Origin of the sequence: Streptomyces sp. NPDC058326 (genome assembly GCF_042879855.1) — a bacterium.
GTDB lineage: Bacteria > Actinomycetota > Actinomycetes > Streptomycetales > Streptomycetaceae > Streptomyces.
The window spans coordinates 67960-91746 of sequence record NZ_JBHVZO010000009.1 but is presented as its reverse complement, the minus strand read 5'-3'; the positions used below and the strand labels follow the sequence as shown (position 1 = coordinate 91746).

23 protein-coding genes are annotated in these 23787 nt (G+C 72.6%); 12 read left to right on the top strand and 11 right to left on the bottom strand.

Annotation, left to right across the window (positions count from 1 at the left end; genetic code table 11):
- Window positions 1-8: 8 nt before the first annotated feature.
- The 3 genes from ACFVYX_RS18500 to ACFVYX_RS18490 all read left to right on the top strand — a co-directional run bounded on the left by ACFVYX_RS18500 (window position 9) and on the right by ACFVYX_RS18490 (window position 2995).
- Window positions 9-947 (top strand): ATP-binding cassette domain-containing protein, encoded by a 939-nt coding sequence (locus tag ACFVYX_RS18500; protein WP_389682434.1) that lies wholly within the window; start codon window positions 9-11, stop codon window positions 945-947.
- Complete coding sequence (locus ACFVYX_RS18495) at window positions 944-1720, top strand: ABC transporter permease (protein ID WP_389682433.1); 777 nt, start codon at window positions 944-946, stop codon at window positions 1718-1720. Before ACFVYX_RS18500 ends, ACFVYX_RS18495 begins: the two co-directional genes overlap by 4 nt.
- 78 nt (window positions 1721-1798) lie before the next feature.
- On the top strand, window positions 1799-2995 hold the full coding sequence (locus ACFVYX_RS18490) for a CaiB/BaiF CoA transferase family protein (protein WP_389682432.1): 1197 nt from the start codon (window positions 1799-1801) through the stop codon (window positions 2993-2995).
- 356 nt (window positions 2996-3351) lie between these two features.
- Here ACFVYX_RS18490 and ACFVYX_RS18485 read toward each other — a convergent pair whose 3' ends face one another.
- Window positions 3352-3624 carry a hypothetical protein gene (locus ACFVYX_RS18485; RefSeq protein WP_030551510.1) on the bottom strand — a complete coding sequence of 91 codons (273 nt, stop codon included), beginning with the start codon at window positions 3622-3624 and terminating at the stop codon, window positions 3352-3354.
- A 312-nt stretch (window positions 3625-3936) separates the two neighbouring features.
- On the opposite strand from ACFVYX_RS18485, the gene ACFVYX_RS18480 reads away from it, so the two are divergent.
- Window positions 3937-4956 (top strand): protein kinase, encoded by a 1020-nt coding sequence (locus ACFVYX_RS18480; RefSeq protein WP_389682431.1) that lies wholly within the window; start codon window positions 3937-3939, stop codon window positions 4954-4956.
- Here ACFVYX_RS18480 and ACFVYX_RS18475 read toward each other — a convergent pair.
- Window positions 4926-5732 (bottom strand): SGNH/GDSL hydrolase family protein, encoded by an 807-nt coding sequence (locus ACFVYX_RS18475; protein ID WP_389682430.1) that lies wholly within the window; start codon window positions 5730-5732, stop codon window positions 4926-4928. The two genes, ACFVYX_RS18480 and ACFVYX_RS18475, sit on opposite strands and share 31 nt — an antisense overlap.
- Before the next feature lie 638 nt (window positions 5733-6370).
- On the opposite strand from ACFVYX_RS18475, the gene ACFVYX_RS18470 reads away from it, so the two are divergent.
- From ACFVYX_RS18470 to ACFVYX_RS18455, 4 genes are all read left to right on the top strand, one after another.
- The gene (locus ACFVYX_RS18470; RefSeq protein ID WP_389682429.1) at window positions 6371-7201 is read left to right on the top strand and encodes a glycosyltransferase family 2 protein; all 831 of its coding nucleotides are present in this window, start codon (window positions 6371-6373) and stop codon (window positions 7199-7201) included.
- Entirely contained in the window at window positions 7198-8373 is a 1176-nt protein-coding gene (locus ACFVYX_RS18465; RefSeq protein ID WP_389682428.1) for a glycosyltransferase family 2 protein, read from the top strand. Before ACFVYX_RS18470 ends, ACFVYX_RS18465 begins: the two co-directional genes overlap by 4 nt.
- 26 nt (window positions 8374-8399) lie before the next feature.
- Window positions 8400-9164, top strand: a complete 765-nt coding sequence (locus ACFVYX_RS18460) for a polysaccharide deacetylase family protein (RefSeq protein ID WP_389682601.1) — start codon at window positions 8400-8402, stop codon at window positions 9162-9164.
- 75 nt (window positions 9165-9239) lie between these two features.
- Window positions 9240-10358, top strand: coding sequence for a DUF5925 domain-containing protein (locus ACFVYX_RS18455; RefSeq protein WP_389682427.1), 1119 nt, complete (start codon window positions 9240-9242; stop codon window positions 10356-10358).
- Between the two features lie 47 nt (window positions 10359-10405).
- Here the strand turns inward: ACFVYX_RS18455 and ACFVYX_RS18450 are convergent, their stop codons facing one another.
- A complete protein-coding gene (locus ACFVYX_RS18450; protein WP_389682426.1) occupies window positions 10406-10780 on the bottom strand; it encodes a GntR family transcriptional regulator in 375 nt (124 codons plus the stop codon).
- Window positions 10781-10854: 74 nt separating this feature from the next.
- Between ACFVYX_RS18450 and ACFVYX_RS18445 the strand changes: the two genes are divergently transcribed.
- A complete protein-coding gene (locus ACFVYX_RS18445) occupies window positions 10855-11778 on the top strand; it encodes a GNAT family N-acetyltransferase (protein ID WP_389682425.1) in 924 nt (307 codons plus the stop codon).
- Window positions 11759-12238 carry a DUF402 domain-containing protein gene (locus tag ACFVYX_RS18440; protein WP_389682424.1) on the top strand — a complete coding sequence of 160 codons (480 nt, stop codon included), beginning with the start codon at window positions 11759-11761 and terminating at the stop codon, window positions 12236-12238. Before ACFVYX_RS18445 ends, ACFVYX_RS18440 begins: the two co-directional genes overlap by 20 nt.
- 12 nt (window positions 12239-12250) lie before the next feature.
- On the opposite strand, the gene ACFVYX_RS18435 is transcribed toward ACFVYX_RS18440, so the two are convergent.
- The 5 genes from ACFVYX_RS18435 to ACFVYX_RS18415 form a co-directional block, all read right to left on the bottom strand.
- Window positions 12251-12658, bottom strand: coding sequence for a DUF6299 family protein (locus tag ACFVYX_RS18435; protein WP_389682423.1), 408 nt, complete (start codon window positions 12656-12658; stop codon window positions 12251-12253).
- A gap of 75 nt (window positions 12659-12733) precedes the next feature.
- On the bottom strand, window positions 12734-13198 hold the full coding sequence (locus tag ACFVYX_RS18430; RefSeq protein ID WP_389682600.1) for a GNAT family N-acetyltransferase: 465 nt from the start codon (window positions 13196-13198) through the stop codon (window positions 12734-12736).
- Window positions 13195-14691: a tripartite tricarboxylate transporter permease gene (locus tag ACFVYX_RS18425; RefSeq protein WP_389682422.1), complete on the bottom strand. Its 1497-nt coding sequence runs from the start codon at window positions 14689-14691 to the stop codon at window positions 13195-13197. Before ACFVYX_RS18425 ends, ACFVYX_RS18430 begins: the two co-directional genes overlap by 4 nt.
- Before the next feature lie 3 nt (window positions 14692-14694).
- On the bottom strand, window positions 14695-15201 hold the full coding sequence (locus ACFVYX_RS18420; protein ID WP_389682421.1) for a tripartite tricarboxylate transporter TctB family protein: 507 nt from the start codon (window positions 15199-15201) through the stop codon (window positions 14695-14697).
- On the bottom strand, window positions 15198-16181 hold the full coding sequence (locus ACFVYX_RS18415) for a Bug family tripartite tricarboxylate transporter substrate binding protein (RefSeq protein WP_389682420.1): 984 nt from the start codon (window positions 16179-16181) through the stop codon (window positions 15198-15200). The genes ACFVYX_RS18420 and ACFVYX_RS18415 overlap by 4 nt, the downstream gene beginning before the upstream one ends.
- A 135-nt stretch (window positions 16182-16316) precedes the next feature.
- Here ACFVYX_RS18415 and ACFVYX_RS18410 point away from each other — a divergent pair, with 135 nt between their 5' ends.
- Together ACFVYX_RS18410 and ACFVYX_RS18405 are read left to right on the top strand one after the other, a co-directional pair.
- Complete coding sequence (locus ACFVYX_RS18410) at window positions 16317-16985, top strand: response regulator (RefSeq protein WP_389682419.1); 669 nt, start codon at window positions 16317-16319, stop codon at window positions 16983-16985.
- A 148-nt stretch (window positions 16986-17133) separates the two neighbouring features.
- Window positions 17134-18144, top strand: a complete 1011-nt coding sequence (locus ACFVYX_RS18405; RefSeq protein ID WP_389682418.1) for a lytic polysaccharide monooxygenase — start codon at window positions 17134-17136, stop codon at window positions 18142-18144.
- Window positions 18145-18147: 3 nt separating this feature from the next.
- On the opposite strand, the gene ACFVYX_RS18400 is transcribed toward ACFVYX_RS18405, so the two are convergent.
- The 3 genes from ACFVYX_RS18400 to ACFVYX_RS18390 all read right to left on the bottom strand — a co-directional run bounded on the left by ACFVYX_RS18400 (window position 18148) and on the right by ACFVYX_RS18390 (window position 23632).
- Window positions 18148-19035 (bottom strand): esterase/lipase family protein, encoded by an 888-nt coding sequence (locus ACFVYX_RS18400; RefSeq protein ID WP_389682417.1) that lies wholly within the window; start codon window positions 19033-19035, stop codon window positions 18148-18150.
- Window positions 19036-19202: 167 nt separating this feature from the next.
- A complete protein-coding gene (locus ACFVYX_RS18395; RefSeq protein ID WP_389682416.1) occupies window positions 19203-20162 on the bottom strand; it encodes a hypothetical protein in 960 nt (319 codons plus the stop codon).
- Entirely contained in the window at window positions 20159-23632 is a 3474-nt protein-coding gene (locus ACFVYX_RS18390) for a DNA polymerase III subunit alpha (protein ID WP_389682415.1), read from the bottom strand. The genes ACFVYX_RS18395 and ACFVYX_RS18390 overlap by 4 nt, the downstream gene beginning before the upstream one ends.
- Between the last annotated feature and the right edge of the window lie 155 nt (window positions 23633-23787).

Here is a 23787-nt window from a genome sequence, read left to right as displayed (position 1 = left end):
GTCACATCATGACAACTACGTACGCCGTACTTAGTGAAGGTCTGCAGAAGCGTTACGGCGAGGTCCATGCGCTCCGCGGCCTCGATCTCGCCGTTCCCGAGGGCTCCGTCTGCGGCGTCCTCGGCCCCAACGGCGCGGGCAAGACCACCGCCGTCCGCGTCCTGACCACCCTCGTCACGCCCGACGCCGGGAGCGCGCGGGTCGCGGGGTACGACGTGGTGCGCGACCCGGCGGGGGTGCGGAAGCGCATCGCCGTCACCGGGCAGTACGCCTCGGTCGACGGCGATCTCACCGGCGCCGAGAACCTGCGGCTCTTCGCCCGCCTCCTGCGCGCCCCCCGCGCCCGCGCCGACGAACTCCTGGAGCAGTTCGGCCTCACCGCCGCCGCAGGACGGCCCGCCCGCACGTACTCCGGCGGCATGCGGCGCCGGCTCGACCTGGCGGCGAGCCTGCTCGTACCGCCGCGGGTCCTCTTCCTCGACGAGCCGACGACCGGGCTCGACCCGCACAGCCGCAACGGGATCTGGGACGCCGTACGGGAGCTGGCGTCCCGGGGCACGACGGTGCTGCTGACCACGCAGTACCTGGAGGAGGCCGACCAGCTCGCGGACGACATCGTCCTGATCGACGAGGGACGGGCCGCCCAGCGCGGCACCCCGGCCGAACTCAAGGCGCTCGTCGGCAGCTACGCCGAGGTCGTCGTCGCCGACCCCGCCTCCCTCGGCGCGGCCGCGGCCGTCCTCGACCAGCTGACCGGCTCGGCCCCCGCCCTGGACGCCGAGCGCGGCACGGCCGGCGCGGTGACCACGGACACCACCCTCACCCTCCCCCGGATCGTCCGTGAACTCGACGCCGCCGGAGTCCTCATCATCGACGCCTCCCTGCGTCCGCCCACTCTCGACGAGGTGTTCCTGCGCCTCACCGACCGGAAGGAGCTCGTCGCGTGAGCGCCCTCGTCCACGACGGGACGGCCGTCCTCGGCCGTCACCTCCAGCGCGTCCGGCACGCGCCCGCGATCACCGTCATGACCCAGACGATGCCGATCGTGTTCCTGCTGTTCTTCGGGTACGTGTTCGGCAGCGCGCTCGCCATGCCGGGCGCCGAGTACCGCTCCCAACTGGTGCCGGGGCTGCTCGTGGCGACCGCCGCGGGCGGCCTCATGACCGGCATGTTCCAGGCCGCCCAGGACGCCCACCGGGGCGTCATGGACCGCTTCCGGACCATGCCCGTGAGCCGGGCCGCCGTCCCCCTCGGGCAGGCGCTCGCCGATCTGGTGACCAGCGCCGTCGGCACGGTCCCGCTGCTCCTGGTCGGCCTCGCCATGGGCTGGCGCATCGAGGGAACGGCCCTGGAGGCCCTGGGCGCCCTCGGTCTGCTGCTGCTCTTCCGCTTCGCCACGACCTGGGTGGGCATCCTGCTCGGCCTGGCCTCGAAGAGCGAGGAGGCGGCGGGGCAGCTCGGCAGCGCCACGTTCATGCTGCCGCTGCTGTCCAACGCGTACATCCCGACGGACAACATGCCGGAGTGGCTGCGCACGGTCGCCGAGTGGAACCCGATCTCGGCGGTCACCACGGCGGTACGGCTCCTCTTCGGCAACGCGCCCGTACCGGCGGACGCGGCCTGGCCGGTGGCCCACCCGGTCGCGGGGGCGCTGCTCTGGTCGCTCGCCCTGCTCGCCCTCTTCGCGCCGCTCGCGGTACGCCGTTACGCCCGGGGCTGACCCGGCCCCCGTGACACACGTCCCCGTGACGCACGTCCCGGTGACAAGGACCGCTCCCGCAGGGTAGGCAGGGCTTCCATGAGCACTCAGCCACTCCCCCTCGAAGGGATCACGGTCGTCGCCGTCGAGCAGGCCGTCGCCGCCCCCTTCGCCACCCGGCAGCTCGCCGACCTCGGCGCCCGCGTCGTCAAGATCGAGCGCCCCGACGGCGGGGACTTCGCCCGGGGGTACGACACGGCCGCCCGGGGCCTCGCCTCCCATTTCGTGTGGTGCAACCGGGGCAAGGAGTCCGTGGCGGTCGACCTCAAGGACCCCCGCGGCCTCGCCCTCGCCCGGCGGATGGTGGCCGGCGCGGACGTCTTCGTCCAGAACCTGGCCCAGGGGGCCGCTGCCAGGCTCGGCCTCGACGCCGCCACCCTGTGCGCCGCGCACCCGCGGCTGATCGCGGTGGACGTCTCGGGGTACGGGGCGGCGGGCCCGTACGCGCACAGGCGGGCGTACGACATGCTCGTCCAGTGCGAGGCGGGCCTGGTGTCCGTGACCGGTACGCCGGAGCAGCCGGTCAAGTCGGGGATCCCGGCGGCCGACATCGCGGCCGGCATGTACGCCTTCTCCGGCGTTCTCGCCGCGCTCGTACGGCGCGGGACGACCGGCCGGGGCGGGGCGGTGGAGGTCTCCCTGCTCGACTCCCTCGCCGAGTGGATGGGGCATCCGTTGCACCACAGGATGCATGGAGGCACGCCCCCGGCGCGTACGGGGCTCGCGCACGCGGTGATCGCGCCGTACGACGCCTATCCGACGGCGGACGGGGGCCTGGTGCTGCTCTCCGTGCAGAACGACCGGGAGTGGCGGCGGCTTGCCGAGCAGGTCATCGGACGCCCGGAACTCGCCCACGCCCCGGCGTTCGCGACGAACGCGGCACGGGTGGCAGGACGCGCGGCGACGGACGCGGTGGTCGCGGAGGCGCTCGCCCCGCTGACGGCGCCGGAGGCGCTGGCCCGGCTCGACGCGGCGGGCATCGCCTGCGCCCGGCTCAACTCGGTCGCGGAGCTCGCGGAGCATCCTCAGCTGACGGCGCGGGACCGCTGGCGGGAGGTGGGGTCACCGGTCGGGCCGCTGCGGGCACTGCTGCCGCCGATCGTGTTCCCGGACGCGCCGGAGCCCCGGATGGACCGGATCCCGGCCCTCGGACAGGACACGGACGAGGTGCTCACCGGGCTCGGGGTGACGGAGGCGGAGATGAAGGAGCTGAGGAGCGCGGGCGTGATCGCCTGACACCGCGCGGGCTGCTTGACGGTGCCGTCAGCTCGCGGGCTGCCTGCTCGGGGCCGTCAGCGCGGGCTGCTTGTCGGGGCCTTCACCGGGTACGACTGAGCGCCGGACGGGCGGGGACACGTCCGGCGGTGTCGCAGTCGGAGTCGTACGGGCGCGGCGGGCGGGAACCTCGGGTGCCGCGACCCGGCGACGTCCTAGGGGGTGTCTTGTCGGTCAGGCCGGATCAGGGAGCGGCGTCTGGTGCCGTGCATCGCAAGGCGGAGGAAGGAGGCATGGCGGAGCCATGCCGACTGACGACAACGCGGCGAGGTGCGGTGCCGGACGCCGCGAGCCCGGCCTGATCGACAAGACACCCCCTAGCGGCGCGTTCCGAAGAGGGAGCGGCGCAGACGGCGGAGCGGGGCGAAGAGCGAGACCCGCGCGCTGCGGCTGCGGTGACCGTGCACCGGCGCCTCGTGCGTACGCGTCGTCAACTCCCGCATCAGCAGCGTCGCCTCGGCCACCTCACGCTGGGGCACGGCGGGTCCGCCGAGCACCGCGAGATGGCGGTCGAGCCGCGAACTGGTCGCGCTGCTCCCGCAGGTGATGGCAGGCACGCGAGGCCTGCTGCGCATTGCTATCTGTTCCATGTCACTCCCCACCCGTACAAGGGCACCCGACCCAGGGCAGGTTAACCCTATCGCCCCGCCATGACACCCGTGTATCCCGCCGACGGTATGCAGCGCACTCGTACGAGGGTTGACGGTCACTGTCCGAATCCATCTGATTCCAGGGCGAGTTGGACAGGGTTCGAACATCTGCCGAACCGTCATGAACCATCCTGCACTCCGGGACCTCGTCCACGGGAACCCGGACCCGTGTGATCTCCACCACCAAGATCCTTCCCACCGCGCGGCCGACGGACCGGCGCCGGCGGGACACCCCTCGGCTACCGTGGATCCATGACGGTGATCGCGGGTCGTTACCGGCTTCTGGACGTCCTCGCCGAGGGGTCGGCGGGCACCGTCTGGCGTGCCCTGGACGAGACGAGCGGCCAGGACGTGGCCCTCAAGGAGTTCCGGGCCCCGGCCGGACTTCCCGCGGACAAGGTGCCACTGCTGTACGCGCGACGCGAGCGTGAGGCACGGGCCGCCGCCCGGATCGCGCACCCCGCTGTCGTACGCGTCCTCGGAGTGGTCACCGAGGACGGCCGGCCCTGGGTCGTGACCGAGCTCGTGCGGGGCCTCACCCTCGCCGAGACGCTGGAGGCCGCCGGCCCACTGCCCGTGCGCGAGGCCGCACGCACCGGCGCCGAGGTCCTTTCCGCACTCCGGGCGGCGCGGGAGGCCGGCGCCCCCCACCGGGGCGTGCGGGCGCGGCACGTCCTGCTCGCCAACGACGGGCGGATCGCCGTGACCGGCTTCGGTGCGACTCCGGGGGACGCGCCGGAGCCGGAGGCGGAGTTGCGGTCCCTGGGAGAGCTTCTCGACGGAGCGGTGTCCGCCCTGCCCTCGGCGGACGACCGGACCGTGGCGCTCCGCGCGGTGGTCGAGGGCCTCACACATCCGGACCGGGCGCGTCCACTGACGGCGGACCGGGCCGAGGAGGAGTTGCGCCGGGTGGCCGGGGGCGGGGCGCGGCCCCCTCGGACGGAGTCCGGCGCTCCGGTGGGCGGGGCTCCCACCGGTGGCGAGCCGGGCGGGCCGGAGGCGGTGGACGCCCCCAACGGCCCTCCGGCGGCGCCGCGTTCGGTTGCTCAGCCACAACGGAGGCGGTCACCGCGCCGGAGTCATGTGCTCCTCGCCGGGCTGGTCGGCGCGCTCCTCATCGCGGCGGCTCTCGCGTATCAGGCGGTACGGGAGAAGGACCGTGGCGCCGGGCCCGGTCCGGTCGGTGTCACGAGCACCGCTCCGGCCGGGCCCGGCGCCCTGGGTGCGGGCGGCGGCGGGGGTTACACCACGTTTCTGAACGAGGGCAGGTAGCCGCCCGACTGTCCGGCGGCGGTCGGGTGGTAGGACTCGCCGATGTTGAGCCAGTTGACGCTGTGCAGCCAGGAGGAGCCGGAGCAAATCTCGTGTCCGGTGAAGGCGGGGACGACGCTGGAGAAGGTGTAGCCGTGGTCGGCCGCGCGCTTGGCGACCGCCGCGTTGAGATGGTCGGCGGCGCCGTTGATGGCCTTCCGCTCGTTCTCGGTGAGGCCGGCGACGCAGCTGCCGGCCAGTTGGTAGAAGCGCGGGTAGCCGAGGACGACCACGCGGGCGGCGGGTGCCTTGTTCCTGATGGCCGTGTAGACGGAGTCGAGCTTGCCGGGCAGCGTGGTGTCCACGTAGCTCTTGGCCTGATTCACCCGGCTGATGCAGGTGGCTTCGGACTGGAGCACACAGGTCGTCATGACGTCGGCGAATCCGGCGTCATTGCCCCCGATCGTGAGGGAGACCAGGTCGGTCGCGGCGGAGAGCGGACCCAGCTGATTGGCGGTCACGTCACCGGTCCGGGCGCCCGAGCAGGCGGTGAACGCGAAGGAGGAGGGGGCGTTCGCGTTCTTCCACAGCACCGGATAGGCCTTCGTGGAGCGCTTGCAGTCACCGCTGGCGCTGTCGTAACTCCCGGCGCCCACCCCGGAGGAGTACGAGTCACCGAGCGCCACGTAGTCGAGTGCGGCGGTCTCGGCGGCCTGGGCGGCGCCCGCCCCGGTGAGGGCGAGGACGGCACCGAGCAGGAGCGAGGACGAAAGGGCGGTGATACGGGACAGCCTCATGGAACCTCCCTGTAGCAGGATCTCTGCGCTACCAGGTAGTAGCATCGGATCCGCCGCGCCGGAAGTGTTCATGTCAAAACTGGGGGTGAACGCCTTCCGATCCTCCGTCAGGGACCGTCGAGATCAGGCCAGCTCGGGAACCGGAGGCTCCGGTCCCGCGGTGCGCTCGAACGAGATCGCGACACATTCACACAGCAATGCACAGAAGTGCGATCACGCCCCACTGTTCCTCGCAGGTAAACGGATTGATCAAATCCGATCGGGACGGTTGCACTTCTGACCGGCGAAGCTTCGCCAAACTACGGAAAAGCGGGCCACGGATCCGGGACTTGCCATACAGTCCCATTCATCAATACCGTCGTACATCTCACCCGCACCGGACCATCACGCACAGCGGCTCAGGGGAGGGCTCCAGGCGTCGCGATGAATCCGGGGTGGGGCGCGGTAGGGGGGTGCCGTGCTCGGTGTTCGTACGTGCGCCGAGTCGCGGGTGCCGCGCGGCCGGACATGCCAACTCACCGATCCCGCAAGGAGTTCCTTTCCGCGCGGGCAAGGCGAGAACCCCCCTTTCGAACCGGACACACCATCGGACCGCCCAAGGGGTGGGCGGCCCACCGGACGAGAGGGAAACCAGACCCATGAGCTCGTTCCTGCGCCCGACCGCCACGGGCCGAGAATTGACCGAGCCGAGTCGAATAGCGGCCCAGTACCGGGCCATCACCTCGCATCTGGCGATCACTCCGCCGGTGAGCGTCGTCATTCCCGCGATGAACGAAGCAGAAAATCTTCCGTACGTCTTCAAGACGTTGCCGGAATGGATTCATGAAGTCGTCCTCGTCGACGGAAATTCCACCGACAACACGGTGGAGGTCGCCCGTGAACTCTGGCCGGACGTCAAAGTCGTCAAACAGGTCGGCAAGGGCAAGGGCGACGCCCTGATCAGCGGCTTCGCGGCCTGCACGGGCGACATCATCGTCATGGTCGACGCGGACGGCTCGGCCGACGGTCAGGAGATCGTCTCCTATGTCTCCGCCCTCGTCGGCGGCGCCGACTTCGCCAAGGGCTCCCGTTTCGCCAACGGCGGCGGCACCGACGACATGACGACCATTCGCAGACTCGGCAACTGGGCCCTCTGCACCCTCGTCAACCGCAAGTTCGGCGCCCGGTACACCGACCTCTGCTACGGCTACAACGCCTTCTGGCGCCACTGCCTCGACAAGATCACCCTCGACTGCACCGGATTCGAGATCGAGACCCTGATCAACATCCGGGTCGTCACCGCCGGTCTCAAGGTGCAGGAGGTACCGAGCCACGAGTACAACCGCATCCACGGCGTCAGCAACCTCAACGCCGTGCGCGACGGCATCCGTGTCCTGAAGGTCATCCTCAGGGAGAAGTCCCTCGCCAAGGCGGCCCGCCGCCGGCCCGCCCCGTTCTCGGTCAACATCCCCCGGGGAGAGGTGTCTTGAACGACCGCACGTCCCCGAACGGCTTCTCGGTGGTGATCTGCGTCTACACAGAGGAACGGTGGGAGGACATCCTCGCCGCCGTCGACTCCGTCCGGAAGCAGTCACTGCCGCCGCTGGAGACGCTGCTCGTGGTCGACCACAACGAGCGGCTCCTCTCCCGGCTCACCGAGGAGTACGCGGACCAGCGGCTCAACGAGGAGGTGCGGGTGCTCGCCAACGCGGGCCCCCGCGGCCTCTCCGCCGGCCGCAACACCGGGATCGCCGCCTCCCGCGGCGAGTTCGTGGCCTTCCTCGACGACGACGCCGTCGCCGAGCGGGACTGGCTCCACCACTTCGCCGCCGCCTACGACGACCCGCGGGTCATGGCCGTCGGCGGCCGGACCCTGCCCGCCTGGGCGTCCGGCCGACGCCCGGCCTGGTTCCCGGAGGAGTTCGACTGGGTCGTCGGCTGTACGTACCGGGGCCTTCCTCCGGGCCGCGTCCCCGTCCGGAACGTGCTCGGCGGCAACGCCTCCTTCCGGCGTACGGCCTTCGACGCGGCGGGCGGCTTCGCCACGGGCATCGGGCGCGACGGCGACCGGCGGCCCCTCGGCGGCGAGGAGACCGAACTGTGCATCCGGCTCTCCAAGGCGCTCCCGCGGGCGATCCTCCTCATCGACGACCGGGCCGTCATCCACCACAAGGTGCCCGAGGTCCGCGAGCGCTTCGGCTACTTCCGCACCCGGGTCTACGCCGAGGGGCTCTCCAAGGCGCTCGTCGCTCGGAGCGTCGGCGCGCAGAAGGGCCTGGAGTCCGAACGGCGCTACACGACACGGGTGTTGCCCTCCGGCGTCCTGCGCGGGGTGCGCGACGCACTGCGCGGGCGCTCCGGGGGCGCGGGCCGCGCCGGGGCGATCGTGACCGGGGTGACGGTCGCGGCCGGCGGCTACGCGCTGGGCACGCTCCGGGCCCGGCGGAGCGGAACGACCTTCGCTTGGGGACCGATCGAACAGACCACGAACGGGGAGGCCGGGGTCGGGGAGCCCGGAAACGGGAACGTCGGCAGCGGGGAGGCCGGTCACGGCACCGGCGAGAGCGGCGCCGGAGAAAGCGGCACCGTGGAAAGCGGCACCGTGGAAAGCGGCACCGGAGAAGGCGGCGCCGGGGCCGCCGAAGGGAGGAGGGCCCAGTGAACGACACCACCGCCGTGCCCGTCCTCATGTACCACGCCGTCGCCCCGGATCCCGCCCCCGCCACCCTGGGGCTCTCCGTCACCCCCGAGGCCTTCGCGGCACAGATGGAGGTGGTCGCCGAGCGGGGGTTCACCCCGCTGACCACCGCCGCGCTCGCCGCCGCCTGGCGCACCGGCGGCCCGCTGCCCGCCCGTCCGCTCCTCGTCACCTTCGACGACGGGTACGAGGGCGTGCACCGGTACGCGCTTCCGGTGCTCGCCCAGCACTCCTTCGTGAGCACCGTCTTCGTCTCCACCGGCTGGCTGCCCGGCCGGCACACGACGGGCGGCGCCCTCGACACCATGCTCGACTGGGCGCAGGTGCGGGAACTCGCCGACGCGGGAACGGAGATCGGCGGTCATAGCCACACCCACCCGCAGCTCGACCAGCTCGACGCGCGGCGGCTCCGGTTCGAGACGCTGCGCTGCCGGGAGATCGTCGGCGAGGAGCTCGGGACCGCCCCGGTCTCCTTCGCCTACCCGTACGGGTACTCCAGCCGCCGGGTCCGCCGTACCGTCCGGGAGGCGGGCTTCACCCAGGCGCTCGCCGTCGGCAACGCGCTGGCCAGACGCCGCCAGGGTCCGTACGCCCTTGAGCGGGTCACCGTGCGGCGTTCGACGGATGTCGAGGAGTTCACGCGGCTCGTCGAGGGCCGGGCGATCGGGCGGAACTTCGCGGCCGACCGTGCCCTGACGAAGGGGTACGCGCTCGCGCGGCGCGCCCGGGGCGCGGTGCGGGGCCACTGGATCTGACGTACCGCCGGACCAGCGGACTTGGGGGAACGCCCCCTTCAAAACCCGGTGCACGCCATGCCCGGTTGCCGGATCATGGGCGCCATGGCTGACACCCCACCGGTACCGTCGGAGCCCCAGCGGTCGCTGCCGATCCGGCTCAACCTCGACGACAGCGACTCTCCCTCGGACGTCGTCGACGCGCTGTTCCTCGGCCGCTTCGCGACCGGGGAACAGCCCCACGCGCACAGCACCACCCTGGACCGGGTCAGGCCCGAGGCGACCCTGCTCCCGGCGGGGGCCACGGTGCTGCGGGCCGCGAAGGACGACGACCGGAGTGCCCTGCTCGCCGAGGGAGAGGGCTGGACGCTCCTCGTCTCCCGCTGGAGCCGGGGCGCGGACGTCACCGTCACGGCCGCCGACGCGGAGCTCGCCGAGCGCGTCCTGAAGGAGGCGACCGACGGGGCGAAGGACGAGCCGGAGCCTCAGCCGGAGAACGTGACGATGGGGTTCTGGTACGTGTCGCCCCGGCGCGGCCCGCACCGGACGACCCGGCAGATCAGCGCCGGGACGTGGGAGGAGGTCAGGCCCAACTACTCGGCGCCGGTGGCCGAGTCCATGGACCGGCTGATGAAGGTGACGCCCGAGTCGATCGCCGGCCGGCTCCTGCTGCTGCACGGCCCGCCGGGCACCGGCAAGACGTCCGCGCTGCGGACGCTGGCCCGGTCCTGGCGCGACTGGTGCCAGGTGGACTGCGTGCTCGACCCGGAGCGGCTCTTCAACGACGTCGGCTATCTGATGGACATCGCCATCGGGGAGGACGAGGGCACGGCCAAAGGGCGCTGGCGGCTGCTGCTCCTGGAGGACTGCGACGAGCTGATCAGGGGCGAGGCGAAGCACACGGCGGGGCAGGCCCTCTCCCGGCTCCTGAACCTGACGGACGGTCTGCTCGGACAGGGGCGCAACGTCCTGGTGGGAGTCACCACCAACGAGGACCTGGAGCGGCTCCACCCGGCGGTGGTCCGCCCGGGCCGCTGTCTGGCCCGCATCGAGGTGGGCCCGCTGACCCGGGCGGAGTCGGTGTCCTGGCTCGGCCGCGAGGAGGACGTGCCGCGCGAGGGCGCGACGCTGGCGGAGCTGTTCGCACTGCGCCGCGGAACGCCCCCGACGGGCCTCCCCGAACCGCGCACGGCGGGGGCGGGGCTGTACCTGTAGCCGCCCCCGCCGGCGGTCGGCCGCCGCACGCCGGCACGCGGGCGAGGTCAGCTGTCGTACGCGGCCCTCAGAGCCTCGTTCAACGCCGCCTCCGCGGCCTCTCGGCTGAGCCCGAGGCGGCGGGCCTCCTCGGCGAACTGGGCGGCGGCGGTGGCGGCCCTGCGGGTCGCCGCGTCGCCCGCCGCCGCGACGAAGGTCCCGTGACGACCGCGCGTCTCGATCACCCCGTCCGCCTCCAGCGCCTTGTACGCCTTGGCGACCGTGTTCGCGGCGAGGCCCAGCTGCTCCGCGAGCCCTCGTACCGTCGGCAGCTTGTATCCGACCGGCAGTCTGCCCGACCGGGCCCGCTCCGAGATCTGGGCACGCAGTTGTTCGTAGGGAGCGGTGGTGGATTCGTGGTCCACGGCGATGGTGAGTGTCACCCCGCCGATTCTGCCCCCACCCCACCGGAAAAGGGGAGGCGGCGGCGGGCCCCCGGCCCGTAGCGTGCGACCCCATGACAGTGATCGTGCGTGATGTGCGGGCCGAGGACGCCGAGGGTTTCGCCCGGGTGCGTCGAGCGGCCCTCCCCTTTATGCTCTGCACCGCCGAGCAGCTCGTCTTCGACTGGGCCCGTGCCCACCCCGACAGCCACTACCGCCCGCTCGTCGCCGTGACCGAGGCCGACGGGATCGTCGGGACCGCCCAGGTCGGCATCGCGCACGACGCGCCGAAGCCCGGGATCGGCTACGCCAACGTGTACGTGGACCCCGCCCACCTCGGGCAGGGTGCGGGGACGCTGCTGCTGCGCGCCGCCGAGGAGTATCTGGCCGAGCGGGGGGCGCGGACCCTGTACAGCTGGGCCCTGGACGCGCCGGAGAACCTCGCCTGGGCCGCGCGGCGGGGGTACTCCCCCAGCCGTTCCGCCTACTTCCTCCGGCTGGACCTCACCACCGCCGAGCTGCCGCCGCTGCAGGCGCCGCCGGCCGGTGTCGAGCTGCTCACGGCCGAGGACTTCGCGGCCGATCCTCGGCCGCTCTTCGAGCTGGACGCGCTGACGTCGGCCGACGAGCCGGGCGACGTGGGCGTCGAGCTGGACGACTTCGCGCACTGGCGGGCGACGACCTGGGAGCACCCGCTGCTCGACCGGGCGTTGACGACGGTCGTGGTGGTGGACGGCGTCCTGGCGGCGTTCAGTGCGGCGCAGACGGACGGTCTGGGCCGGTACAACTCGGGGATGACCGGCACCGGGCCGGCGTTCCGGGGGCGCGGGCTCGCGAAGCTGGCCAAGAACACGTCGCTGCACCGGGCCCGGGCCGCGGGCTGCACGGAGGCGTTCACCGGGAACGACACCGGGAACGAGCCGATGCTGGCGATCAACAAGTGGTTCGGTTACGAGGTCGGAGCGCGGGAGGTACGGCATGTCCGGACGATCGGTTGAGGTCACCCTGACGAAGGCGGGGCGGACGAAGATCCGTTATCCGGCGGAGGTGCTCGCGGAGGACGGTGGCCGGCTCTCGGTGCGTGCTCCGTGGGCGGCCGAGGGCGTACGGGACTTCGGCTTCGTGCGGTTCCAGCCGGGGGACGTCTTCGTGGAGCACTACTGGCGCGACCGCTGGTTCACCGTCAAGGAGGTGTGGTCCGACGAGGGCGTCCTCAAGGGCTGGTACTGCGACATCACCCGGCCGGCCGTGTTCGACGGCCAGGGCGTGCTGGTCGAGGACCTGGACCTGGACCTGTGGGTGTCGGCGGACGGCAGCGAGGTGCTGCGGCTCGACGAGGACGAGTTCGTGGCGAGCGGGCTCGCCGCCTCCGACCCGGAGGCGGCGGCGTGTGCCGTCGTGGCCCTCGACGAGCTGGAGGAGCTCGGCCGTGAGGGCCTGATCGACCTACTGCGGTAGCGGGTCCCGTCGTCAGCGGAGTTCGACGGCCGAGTCCTCGACGACGAGGAACCTGGGCTCCGGCAGGCCCGACGCGCCGGTCGTGAGCTGCATGAGGGTGGCCTGCACCTGGGCCGCGCCCGGCTGGTAGGCGGGGTCCTTCACGACGGAGGTGTTGATCCACTCGTGGAGGTGTCCGTCGCAGACGGCTCTGGTGCCGCCGATTCCGGCGGAGCGGTCGCCCTGGACGAGGGTGGAGCTGACGAAGACGGGGCCCGCGCTGTCGTCGAGGCAGCGGTAGGTGCCGGAGAGGGTGACCGTGCTGTCCTTGCCGACGGTTCCGTAGCCGAAGACGGAGAGGTCGTCGGCCCCTTCCGCGTGGGCGAGGGGGACGGCGGCGGCCAGCAGGGCGCCGGTGGCGAGGGCGAGTCGGACGCGCATGAGCGGGGTCCTTTCGGGGTGGGGGATGACGCTGCCCGCCAGGGATATCGGATCCGGTCGCCGCTTGTCCGAAACTCACCCCATCGGGGGCGCGTTGAGGAACTTTCGGTAGTGAATACGGTCGTACGGTCCGTCCGCACGCCGCTCGACGACCTCGTAGCCGTACCGCTCGTACAGCTTCTGGTTCTCCCACATCATCGCGTTGGTCAGCAGCCGCACCTCGGGCAGGCCGAGCTCCCCGGCGTGCCGCTCCACCCAGTCGAGCAGCAGCCGGCCCAGACCCGTGCCCTGGGCGTCCGGGTGGACGGCGATCTCGTCCAGATAGAGGTGATCGGCCTCGTGGATCACCACCACGAGGCCGGTCACCGGGTCGCCCGTGACGAAGACCCGCCCCGCGGCCACGTTCGCCGTGTGGTCGTACTCCATCGGGGCCGGTACGAGACCGATCCGTTCGATGTAGTGGTGGAAGGCCGCGTCGGTCACGGCCTTCACGGCGGGCACGTCCGCGGCGACGGCGGGACGGATCAAGGCGTCTGTTATACCGTCACATTACGACGGCGGATGATCACCTTCCTCAGCAGGGGCCAGGCGAGGAGCAGCACCACGACGGCGTACACGGTGACCGCGAACGGGGTGTTCACCAGGCCCGTCACCGAGCCGTCGCTGATCTGCAGGGCGCGGCGCAGCTGCTGTTCGGCGGCCGGGCCGAGGATGACGCCGATGACGGCCGGCAGCACCGGCAGGCCGTAGCGCCGCATGCCCAGGCCGATCAGGCCGATGACGAGCAGGACGACCAGGTCGAGCGCCTCCCCGCCGACCGCGTACGCGCCGACGGCGGCGAAGAAGAGGATGCCGGCGTAGAGGTAGGGGCGCGGGATGCGAAGCAGCTTGGCCCAGACGGGCGCGAGCGGCAGGTTGAGCGCGAGCAGCAGCACCATGCCGACGAACAGCGAGGCGATCAGGCCCCAGACCAGGTCGGGCTCCCGTTCGAAGAGGAGCGGTCCCGGCTGGATGCCGTACTGCTGGAACGCGGCCAGCATCACGGCGGCGACGGCCGTCGTCGGCAGCCCGAGGGTCAGCATGGAGACGAGCGTCCCCGCCGCCGAGGCGGAGGCGGCGGACTCGGGCCCCGCCACGCCCTCGATGGCGCCCTTGCCGAACTGCTCCCTGTGCTTCGAGAGACGTTTCTCCGTCACGTACGAAAGGAACGTCGGGATCTCCGCGCCGCCGGCCGGGATCGCGCCGAACGGGAAGCCGATGAGCGGACCGCGCAGCCAGGACTTCCAGGTGCGCTTCACATCGTCCCTGCCCAGCCACGGGCGTCCGACCGGGATGGCCTCCCCCGCGGTGCGGCGCAGGTGCGCGGCGACCCAGAGGGCCTCGCCGATGGCGAAGAGGCCGACCGCGACGATGACGACGTCGACGCCGTCGGCGAGCTGGAGCGAACCGAAGGTGAGGCGCTGCTGTCCCGTCATCTGGTCGAGGCCGACCAGGCCGATCGTGAGACCGATGAGCAGGGAGGCGAGTCCCCGGATGCGGGAGGAGCCGAGTACCGAGGTCACCGCGATGAAGGCGAGGACCATCAGGGCGAGGTAGTCGGGGGCGCCGATGTCGACGGCGAGCGCGGCGACCGTCGGGGCGAGGGCGACGAGCAGGATCGTGCCGATCATGCCACCGGCGAAGTGACCGATGGCCGCGGCGGCGAGCGCCTGCGCGCCGCGGCCCGCCTTGGCCATCGGATTGCCCTCGATGGCGGCGACGACGGCCGCGCTCTCGCCGGGGGTGTTGAGGAGGATCGAGGTGGTGGAGCCGCCGAACATTGCGCCGTAGTAGATGCCGGCGAACATGATGAACGCGCCGGTCGGTTCGAGCCCGTACGTCACCGGGAGCAGCAGGGCCACGGCCATGGCGGGGCCGATGCCGGGCAGGACGCCGATGGCGGTGCCGAGGAGCACGCCGATCGCGGCCCACAGCAGGTTCATCGGCGTGAGGGCGGTCCCGAAGCCGTCGATGAGGGAGTTCAGGGAATCCATGGGTCAGATCACTCCCATCAGCGGGCCGCCGGGCAGCGGGACACCGAGCAGCTTGTCGAAGACGACGTAGGTCAGGAGCGAGAGGACCGCCGCGATCAGCGGGTCGCGAGGGAGATGGCGGCTGCCCAGGGCGTAGGCCGCGCCCCAGAAGAGGAGCGCTCCGGCGACCGGGAAGCCGACGGGTCCGATGAGGACGGCGAAGGCGAGGAAGACGCCGGCGAGGAGCAGGACCGTACGCCAGTCGGCGGGCTCGCTCAGGTCGACGTCCTCGCCGGCCTCGGCCTCGCCGCGCCCGCCGCGCAGGACGTCGACGGAGAGGAGTACGGCGACGACGAGCAGGCCGCTGCCGACGACGAGGGGGACGGTGGCGGGGCCGACGGGTCCGCGACCGGTGAGGTCGGCGTCGAGGGTGAGGGCGTCGGCGAGGACGAGGACGCCGAGGAGGAAGAGGAGGGCGCCGACGCCGAGTTCGGAACGCTCGCGCAGCCAGGACGTCACTGGGGTCTTCACAGCCCGAGCTCCTTCAGTACGGAGCCGACGCGCCGGTCCTGCTCGTCGAGGAAGGTGCCGAACTCCTCGCCGGGCAGGAAGGCGTCGTCCCAGCCGTGGGTCTTCAGCGACTCGCGCCACTGCGGGGAGTCGTGGAGTGCGGTGACCAGCGTGACGAGCTTCTCGCGCTCGGCGTCGGAGAGGCCCGGCGGGGCGACGATGCCGCGCCAGTTGGTGAACTCGGTGTCGAGTCCGGCCTCGCGGAGCGTGGGGGCGTCGAGGCCGGGGACACGCTTCGGACCGGTGACGGCGAGGAGGCGCAGCTCGCCCGCCTTGATCTGGTCGAGGTACTCGCCGACGCCGGAGACGCCGAAGGCGACCTTGTCGCCGAGGATCGAGGCGAGCAGCTCGCCGCCGCCGTCGAAGGGCACGTAGTTCACGTCCTTCGGGGCGATCCCGGCGGCCTGGGCCATCAGCATCGGGGCGAGGTGGTCGGGGCCTCCGGGCGAGGAGCCGCCGCCGACGGGCAGCTTGCCGGGGTTTTTCTTCCAGGCGGTGAGCAGGTCCTGGATGGACTTGTACGGGGAGTTCTTGCCGACCACGACGATGTCCTGCTCCTCGGTGAGCCGGGCGATCGGGGTGGTGTCGGCGAGGGTCCTGGGGGTCTGGTTGGTGTGGACGGCGCCGACGACGCCCAGGCCCATGGACATGGCGAGCCGGCCGTTGCCGCGTTCGCCGACGAGCCGGGTGAGGCCGACGGTGCCGCCCGCGCCGGGCAGGTTGAAGACCTCGATGTCGCCGGTGAGGTCCGCCTCCTCGGCGTTCTTCGCCGCGGTACGGGCGGTGATGTCGTATCCGCCGCCGGGGGTGTTCGGGACCATGAAACGCAGGCCGGGTATCCGGGTGCCGGTGTCGGAGCCGCTGCCGGGGCTGAGCAGCGGCGGAGCCACCAGGACGAGCAGCGCGGCCCCGAGGAGGGCGAAGGGAGTGCGCAACCGCACGTGTGCCGCCTCTCAGGTTGAAGGGGAAAGGGGGTGTGAGGTGGCCCACATGTTGCCCCGGCGTTAAGAAGCTGTCTCTCTTCCGCAACCAACGGACGTTGTGGTCGTTGTGGTCGGGACCTAGCGTGGGTCGGCGTGACGAGAGTGCTGGTGGTCGACGACGACTTCATGGTCGCCAAGCTGCACTGCCGCTATGTGTCGGCGGTGGCGGGCTTCTCGGTGTCCGGAGTCGCGCACAGCGGCGCGGAGGCGCTGCGGGCGGCCGAGCGGCTGCGGCCCGACCTGGTGCTGCTCGATGTCTTCCTGCCCGACATGGACGGCGTCCAGGTGCTGCGGGAGCTGCGTGCGGCGGGCCTGGGCATGGACGCGCTGTTCATCACGGCGGCGCGGGACGTGGGCACGATCCGCGCGGCGCTGCGGGCGGGGGCGCTGCACTATCTGATCAAGCCGTTCAGCCAGGCGGCGCTGCACGAGCAGCTGCGGCACGTGGCCTCGCTCCGCAGCCGCCTCGACGAGCTGGACGAGGCCCGCCAGGAGGACGTCGACCAGATCTTCGGCACCCGCCCCCGCGGCTCCCGGGAACTCCCGAAGGGCCTCGCCGCCCATACGGCCGATCTGGTCGACTCGGTCCTCCGCGCCCACCCGGAGGGCCTCTCGGCCACGGAGTGCGCGGAGGCCGGCTCCCTGTCCCGGGTGAGCGCCCGCCGCTATCTGGAGTACTTCGCCGAGACGGGCCGCGCGGAGATCACCCTGCGGTACGGAGGGACGGGACGCCCGGAGCGGCGCTACCGGCGGCTGGGGTAGGCGGCCGGTTCCTCAGACCTCGCTTAGCGGTCCCTTAAAGCGGTCCTAAGAATCGGCGTCTCCCCTTCTTCACCGGCTTTTTCGCGGACGGCGGCGGCTAGCTTCCTTGCAGCCCCCCGCCTCACCCTCGTGAAGGAGCTGTCCCCCCATGACCTCTCGTCGTACCGCCGCAGCCGTCACCGCCGGCACCGTGCTCGCGTTCTCCGGGCTCGCTTCCGTTCCCGCGTCCGCGCACGGGTCGATGACCGATCCGGTGAGCCGGGTCTCGGCCTGTTACGCGGAGGGGCCCGAGGCTCCGCGGTCGGCGGCCTGCAAGGCGGCGGTGGCGGCGAGCGGGGCGCAGGCGTTCTACGACTGGAACGCGGTGAACATCGCGAACGCCGCGGGGAAGCACCGGGAGCTGATCCCGGACGGCGAGCTGTGCAGCGCGGGCAACGACAAGTACCGCGGGCTCGACCTGGCGCGGGCCGACTGGCCGGCGAGCGGCATGAAGTCCGGTGCGCACACCTTCCGTTACCGGGGGACGGCGCCGCACCGGGGCACGTTCGCGCTGTACGTGACGAAGGACGGGTACGACCCGTCGAAGCCGCTGAGGTGGTCGGACCTGGAGGCGGAGCCGTTCGCGACGGTGACCGACCCGCGGATGGAGAGCGGTGACTACGTCTTCGAGGGCACAGTGCCGAAGAGGTCCGGGCGGCACCTGATCTACTCGGTCTGGCAGCGCTCCGACTCCCCGGAGGCGTTCTACACCTGCTCGGACGTGGTGTTCGGTGAGGACGACGGCGGTACGGCCCCTGCGCCGAGCGCCTCCGCGCCGAGCGACGAGCAGATCGAGGCGGGCCAGGGCGAGTCCTCGGTCGAGCACGGCGGGCACGGGGACGACGACCCGGCCACGGGCGCCGGGGAGACGTCGGCGGCCCCGGCCCCGGCGGCCACCACGGCCGCTCCAGTCCCGTCGGCCACGGTCACCACGGCTCCCGCCCAGGAGGCCGCCCCCAACGCGCCTGTTCCCGCGGCCGCTTCGGGCTCCGGTGCGGAGCTGGCCGAGACCGGGGGCGACACCGTCACCTCGTATCTCGCGGTGAGCGGCGCCGCCCTGCTCGCGCTCGGCGCGGCCGTGCTCTTCGGGCTCGTCCGGCGGGGGCGGACGAGCCGGTAGGTCCTAGCCGATCACCGAGAGGCAGGTGGTCGGGGTCGCGCGGGCCGGGTCGAGGGCGTTCGCCACCTCGTGGAAGGTGACCCGGTCCACCGTGCCGATCGCCACGTGCTCGGACAGGTCGAGGGCGCACTTGTCCTGGATGAGGACGTTGGTGACGTCCGGGCCGCTCAGGAACTGCGAGCGGTACGGGGTGACGACCTCGTCGTAGCGGGTCGCGATGACGTGGTAGCGGACCCCCGGCACGGTGTCGCCGCCCTCGTTGAGCTTGGTGAGGAACGGCGAGCCGGCGATCTGGTCGGCGAGCCCGGGGGTGCCGGCCTTGATCAGGTCCTCGGCGCCGGGGAAGTACGGCAGGAGCTCGGTGAGGCCGAGCAGGGTGGTGCCGTGGTTGTCGGGGGCGATCCCGACGAGCGCGTTCACCTTCTCGGCGCCGCCGAGGAACTTGAGGTACCAGCGGGGCATCATGCCGCCCTGGGAGTGCCCGACGAGGTCCACCTCGGGGGCGCCGGTGGCGGCGAGGACCCGGTCGACGTAGGTGTCGAGCTGTCCGGCGGAGGCCTCGATGGGGCCGAGTCCGTGGAAGAACGGCACGTTCGGCAGCTGGCCGTAGTCGAGCGAGAAGACGCAGTAGCCGCGGTTGACCAGGTACGGCGCGAGGACGAGCCAGTTGTCGACGGAGTTCCCGAAGGTCCCGTGGACGAGGACGACGGGGCGCGGGTGGGCGGCGGAGGGCTTGCAGGAGAAGTCGTTCCAGCCCCGGCTGGTGGTGGCGGTCTCGGCCTGGGCCGAGGCGGCGGTGGTCGGGGCGAGGGTGGCGGCGGCGGTGAGGAGCAGGACGGACAGCGCTCTGACGACGTGCTTCCAGGGGGTGCGGGGGCTCCGGGGCAGCATCGGGCGATCTCCTTGCGGCTCAAGGGGAAAGGTGGGGTGTGACGCCCTGCGGTCCGGACCACAAGTGGGGATGCGCTTCAGCCAAGCTACGCACCGGTAGCCTCGGCTGGGAAGTTACGCGTCGGTAAAAAGTGATGTGTCGTCAAGAAGGCGTGGTACCAGGGCTGTCAGGCCGCGAGCGAGCCCGGCAGGATCGCCTTCGGGCCGAATTTCGCCCGTGCCCGGTCGGCCACCGCCTCGATCCGCCGGGCCTTCTCGTCCGCCGGGTCCAGGGACAGCTGGTGCGCGGCCCCCTCGGCGCCCGTCAGCCCCTCGGCGCGCAGGGCGATGCCGCGGACCCGGGCCCGCTGGAGGCCGAAGGAGTCGTGGACGGCGTACGCGAGGGTGGTGAGCGCCGCCGAGTGGGCGGTGGGTTCGGGCAGGGTGCGGCTCCGGGTGGTCGTGGTCCGGTCCGCGTACCGCACGGTGACGGCGAGGCCGCGGCACACCTGCCCCTCGGTCCGCAGCCGGGCGCCCAGCTCCTCGGCGAGCGAGAGGAGGGCCCTGCGCTGCTCCGTCCGGTCGGTCTCGTCGCGCGGGAAGGCGCGTTCGGCCGCGACGGACCGGGAGGCGGCGTGCGGGACGACGGGGGTGCGATCGACGCCCCGGGCCCGTTCCCACACCTCGCGGCCGGCTTTCGCGCCGACGAGCCGCTGGAGCACGGCGAGCGGCGCGTCCGCGACGCGGCCGGCGGAGTCGAGGCCGTAGCCGCAGAGGGTGCGGGCGGTGGCGCGGCCGACACCGTCGAGCAGGGCGACCGGCCGGTCGCGCAGGAAGGCCGCGGGGTCGTCGACGACGAGGGTGGCGCCGGGCCGGGCCTCGCGGGCGGCCATCCGGGCCAGCATCGGGTTGGGTCCCGCGCCGATGACGCAGTCGACGCCGTACAGGGCGAGCGCCCTGACCCGGATGACGGAGGCGAGTTCGGCCGGGGTCCGGTCGAAGTAGCGCAGGGCGCCGCGGACGTCGGCGAGCGCCTCACCGGGCGGGGCCGCCTCGACGGTCGGAGTGAACTCGCCGAGGAGGTCGACCAGTTGCGGGAGGAGGGCTTCCCACATCGGTTCGAGACGGAACCGTACACAGAGGATCATCCCGCGCTCCCCGGGCTGCTGTGCCACAGCTTCCTTCCGCTCGGGGCTCCTTCGCCCGCCGGCTTGAGGTCGGCCCAGGGGTTCATCTCGTAGCCGGTGGGCATAGTGATGCGGCGGCCGGAGTCGCCGCTCCCCGCGGACGGGGCGGACGCGGCGGGCGGCTCGGGTTCGGCGAGGCGCTCCCCCACCGCGTCGAGGCCGCCGGACGCCCGCAGCTCGACGAGTTCGGCGAGGTTCCAGGCGGCGGCGCCGACCACGCTGACGCTGCGGGGGCCGCGCCGCTGCACCACGCCCCGGACCAGGAGCAGCCAGGAGTGGAAGACGGTGTGGGCGCAGCGCTCGTGGGCGTCGTCGAAGAAGGCGAGGTCGACCAGACCGGTGCCGTCGTCGAGGGTGGTGAAGATGACCCGCTTGCCGGAGCGGATCGGCGGGGTCTGGGTGGCGGCCTTGGCGCCCGCGACGAGGACGGTCCGGCCGTGCGGGGTCTCGCGGAGGCGCTGGGCGGAGACGACACCGAGCTCTTCGAGGAAGGCGTGGTGGTCGTCCATGAGGTGGCGGGAGGCGTCCATGCCGAGGATGCCGAGTTCGGCGCTGAGGCGTTCCGTCTCGTCGAGGTCGGGCAGGCCGACGGGGGCGGTCCTGCCGCCCTGGGCGAGCGGGAGCTGTCCGCCGTGGGAGGCGGCTCCCCGGTGGACGCGCCGGAGTTCGGTGAGATGGAGGAGGAGGTCGCGGCGGTTGGCGCCGAAGGCGTCCAACGCGCCGACCTGGGCGAGCCGTTCGGCGACGGGGACGCGGGGGCGGGCCCGCTCCCAGAAGTCGAGGAGGGAGGCGTAGGGCTGTCCGGCCTCGATGCGGGCGCTCTCGGCCTCGCCGATGCCGTGGACGTCGGTGAGTCCGAGCCGAAGTCCCCACCGCACCGGCGAATCAGACACCAGTTCGATACGGTGAGCGACCGCCGAGCGGTTCACATCGAGCGGCAGCACCGGCACCCCGCGCCGCCGTGCGTCCGCGAGCAGCAGCCGCTTGGGGTACATGCCGGGGTCGTGGGTGAGCAGCCCGGCGTAGAAGGCGGCCGGGTGGTGCGCCTTGAGCCAGGCCGACTGGTAGGTCGGCACGGCGAAAGCCACCGCGTGCGCCTTGCAGAACCCGTACGAACCGAAGGCCTCCACGATCTCCCAGGTCCGGGCGACGACCTCGTCCGCGTATCCGCGCGCCGAGGCCTGCCGGGTGAACCAGAGCCTGATCCGGCCCTGCGACTCGGGATCCGAGAGCGCGCGCCGGACCTGGTCGGCCTCGTCACGGCGGCAGCCGGTCATGATCCGGACGATCTCGATGATCTGCTCGTGGAAGACGACCACGCCATACGTCTCCTTCAGCGCCTCCTCCAGGTCGGGGTGCGGGTAGCGGACGGGGGCGCGGCCGTGCCGGGCCTCGATGAAGGGGCGGACCATGTCGGCGGCGACCGGCCCCGGCCGGAAGAGCGAGATGTCGACGACGAGGTCGTGCAGGGTCGCGGGCTGGAGCCGGCCGACCAGGTCCCGCTGGCCCGGCGACTCGATCTGGAAGCAGCCGAGGGTCTCGGTGGAGCGGATGAGCCGGTATGTCTCGGGGTCGCCCTCCGGGATCGCGTCGATGTCCGGCCGGGTGCCGGTGGCCCGCTCGACCTCGGCGACGGCATGGGCCATCGCGGACTGCATCCGCACCCCGAGGACGTCCAGCTTGAGCAGCCCGAGGTCCTCCACGTCCTCCTTGTCGAACTGGGACATCGGGAAGCCTTCCCCGCTGGTGGGCACCACGGGGGTACGGCTGAGCAGCGAGGCGTCCGAGAGCAGCACCCCGCAGGGGTGCATGGCGGTGCCGCGCGGCAGCGCGTCGAGCGCCTCGACCAGCTCCCAGAGCTTGCCGTACTTCTCCTTCTCCCCCGCGAGCGCGCGCAGCTCGGGCAGTTCGTCGAGGGCGGCGAGCGCGTCCCGGGCGCGGATGTGCGGGAAGGCCTTGGCGATCCGGTCGATCTCGGCCGGGTCCAGGGAGAGGGCCGCGCCCACGTCCCGTACCGCGTGGCGGACCCGGTAGGTCTCGGGCATGGAGACGGTGGCGACGCGGGCGGTGCCGAAGCGGTCGATGATCGCCCGGTACACCTCCAGGCGGCGGGCGGACTCCACGTCGATGTCGATGTCGGGCAGGACGGTGCGGCGCTTGGAGAGGAAGCGTTCCATCAGCAGGCCGTGCTCGACCGGGTCGGCGTGGGCGATGCCGAGGAGGTGGTTGACGAGGGAGCCGGCGCCCGAGCCGCGGGCGGCGACCCGCACACCCATGCCCCGGACGTCGTCGACGACCTGGGCGACCGTCAGGAAGTAGGCGGCGAAGCCGTGGTGGGCGATGACGTCCAGCTCGCGGTGCATCCGGTCCCAGTAGCCGCGCCGCTTCTCGTACCCCTTCAGGACCATGCCGGCGGCGGCCCGGGAGGTGAGGACGCGCTGGGCGGTGCGGTGCTCGGCGCCGACGAGGTGCGGTTCGGGGAAGTGGGCGGAGCCGATGCCGAGGTCGTCCTCGGGGTCGACCAGGCAGGCGGCGGCGACCGCCGCGGTCTGCCCGAGGAGCCGGTGGGCGGTGTCGCGGCGGAAGCCGGCGGCCTCGACGATCCGCTCGGCGGCGGCCAGCATGCCGTCGGGTCCTTCGAGGCCCTTGAGCCAGGCCTCGCCGCTGTCGAGCTCCTTGCGGGGGTCGATGGGGACCAGGCGGCGGGCGGAGTCGAGGACGTCGGCGACCGGGCCCTGGCCGGAGTCGGCGTAGCGGACGGCGTTGCCGAGGACGGGCCGGACGCCCTGCTCGGCGGCGAAGCCGACGGTACGGGCGGCGAGCCGCAGGGAGCCGGGCCCCGCGCCGGTCCGGCCGTGGTCGACGGCCATGAGCCGCAGCGCGTCGCCGTACCTCTCGCGCCAGGGGGCGAGCAGCCGGGCGGCCCGGTCGGGGCGGCCGGCCGCGAGGGCGCGGCCGGCGTCGGACGCGGGGCCGAGCAGGACGAACACGTCGTCGTCGCGCAGAGCGGACCAGGGCAGCAGGGGCCGCTCGCCTCCCCCGGCGTGGGCGGCGGTGACCATCGCGCAGAGGGAGGCCCAGCCGGCGCGGGAGCGGGCGAGGAAGACGGCGCGGGGCGCGGACTCGTCGACGAACGCGCCGCCCCGGACGGGCACCCGTCGTACGTCCCGCGCACCCCCGGGACCGGCGGGCCCGGGCGCCGATCCCGGCGCGACCGCCTCGTACGCCAGGTCCACGCCGAAGAGGGGGCGGACGCCCTCCTTCGCGCAGGCCTTGGCGAAGCGGATCGTGCCCGCGAGGGTGTCGCGGTCGGTCAGGGCGAGCGCGTCCATGCCGCGCTCGGCGGCGCGGGCGGCGAGCCGCTCGGGGTGCGAGGCGCCGTAGCGCAGGGAGTAGCCCGACGCGGTGTGCAGGTGCGTGAATCCCGGCATGGCGCACCTCCCGCACTCCCGCATCGATTCGTACGTGTGTTCCCACCCCCTCGCTCTTCACCATAGCCCATTTCGAACGTCCGTACGATAATCGAGACCGGCCCCTCTCCCTTCAGCCATTCGGGCGCCTCCCACCTGCGGAAACACCCTCCGCC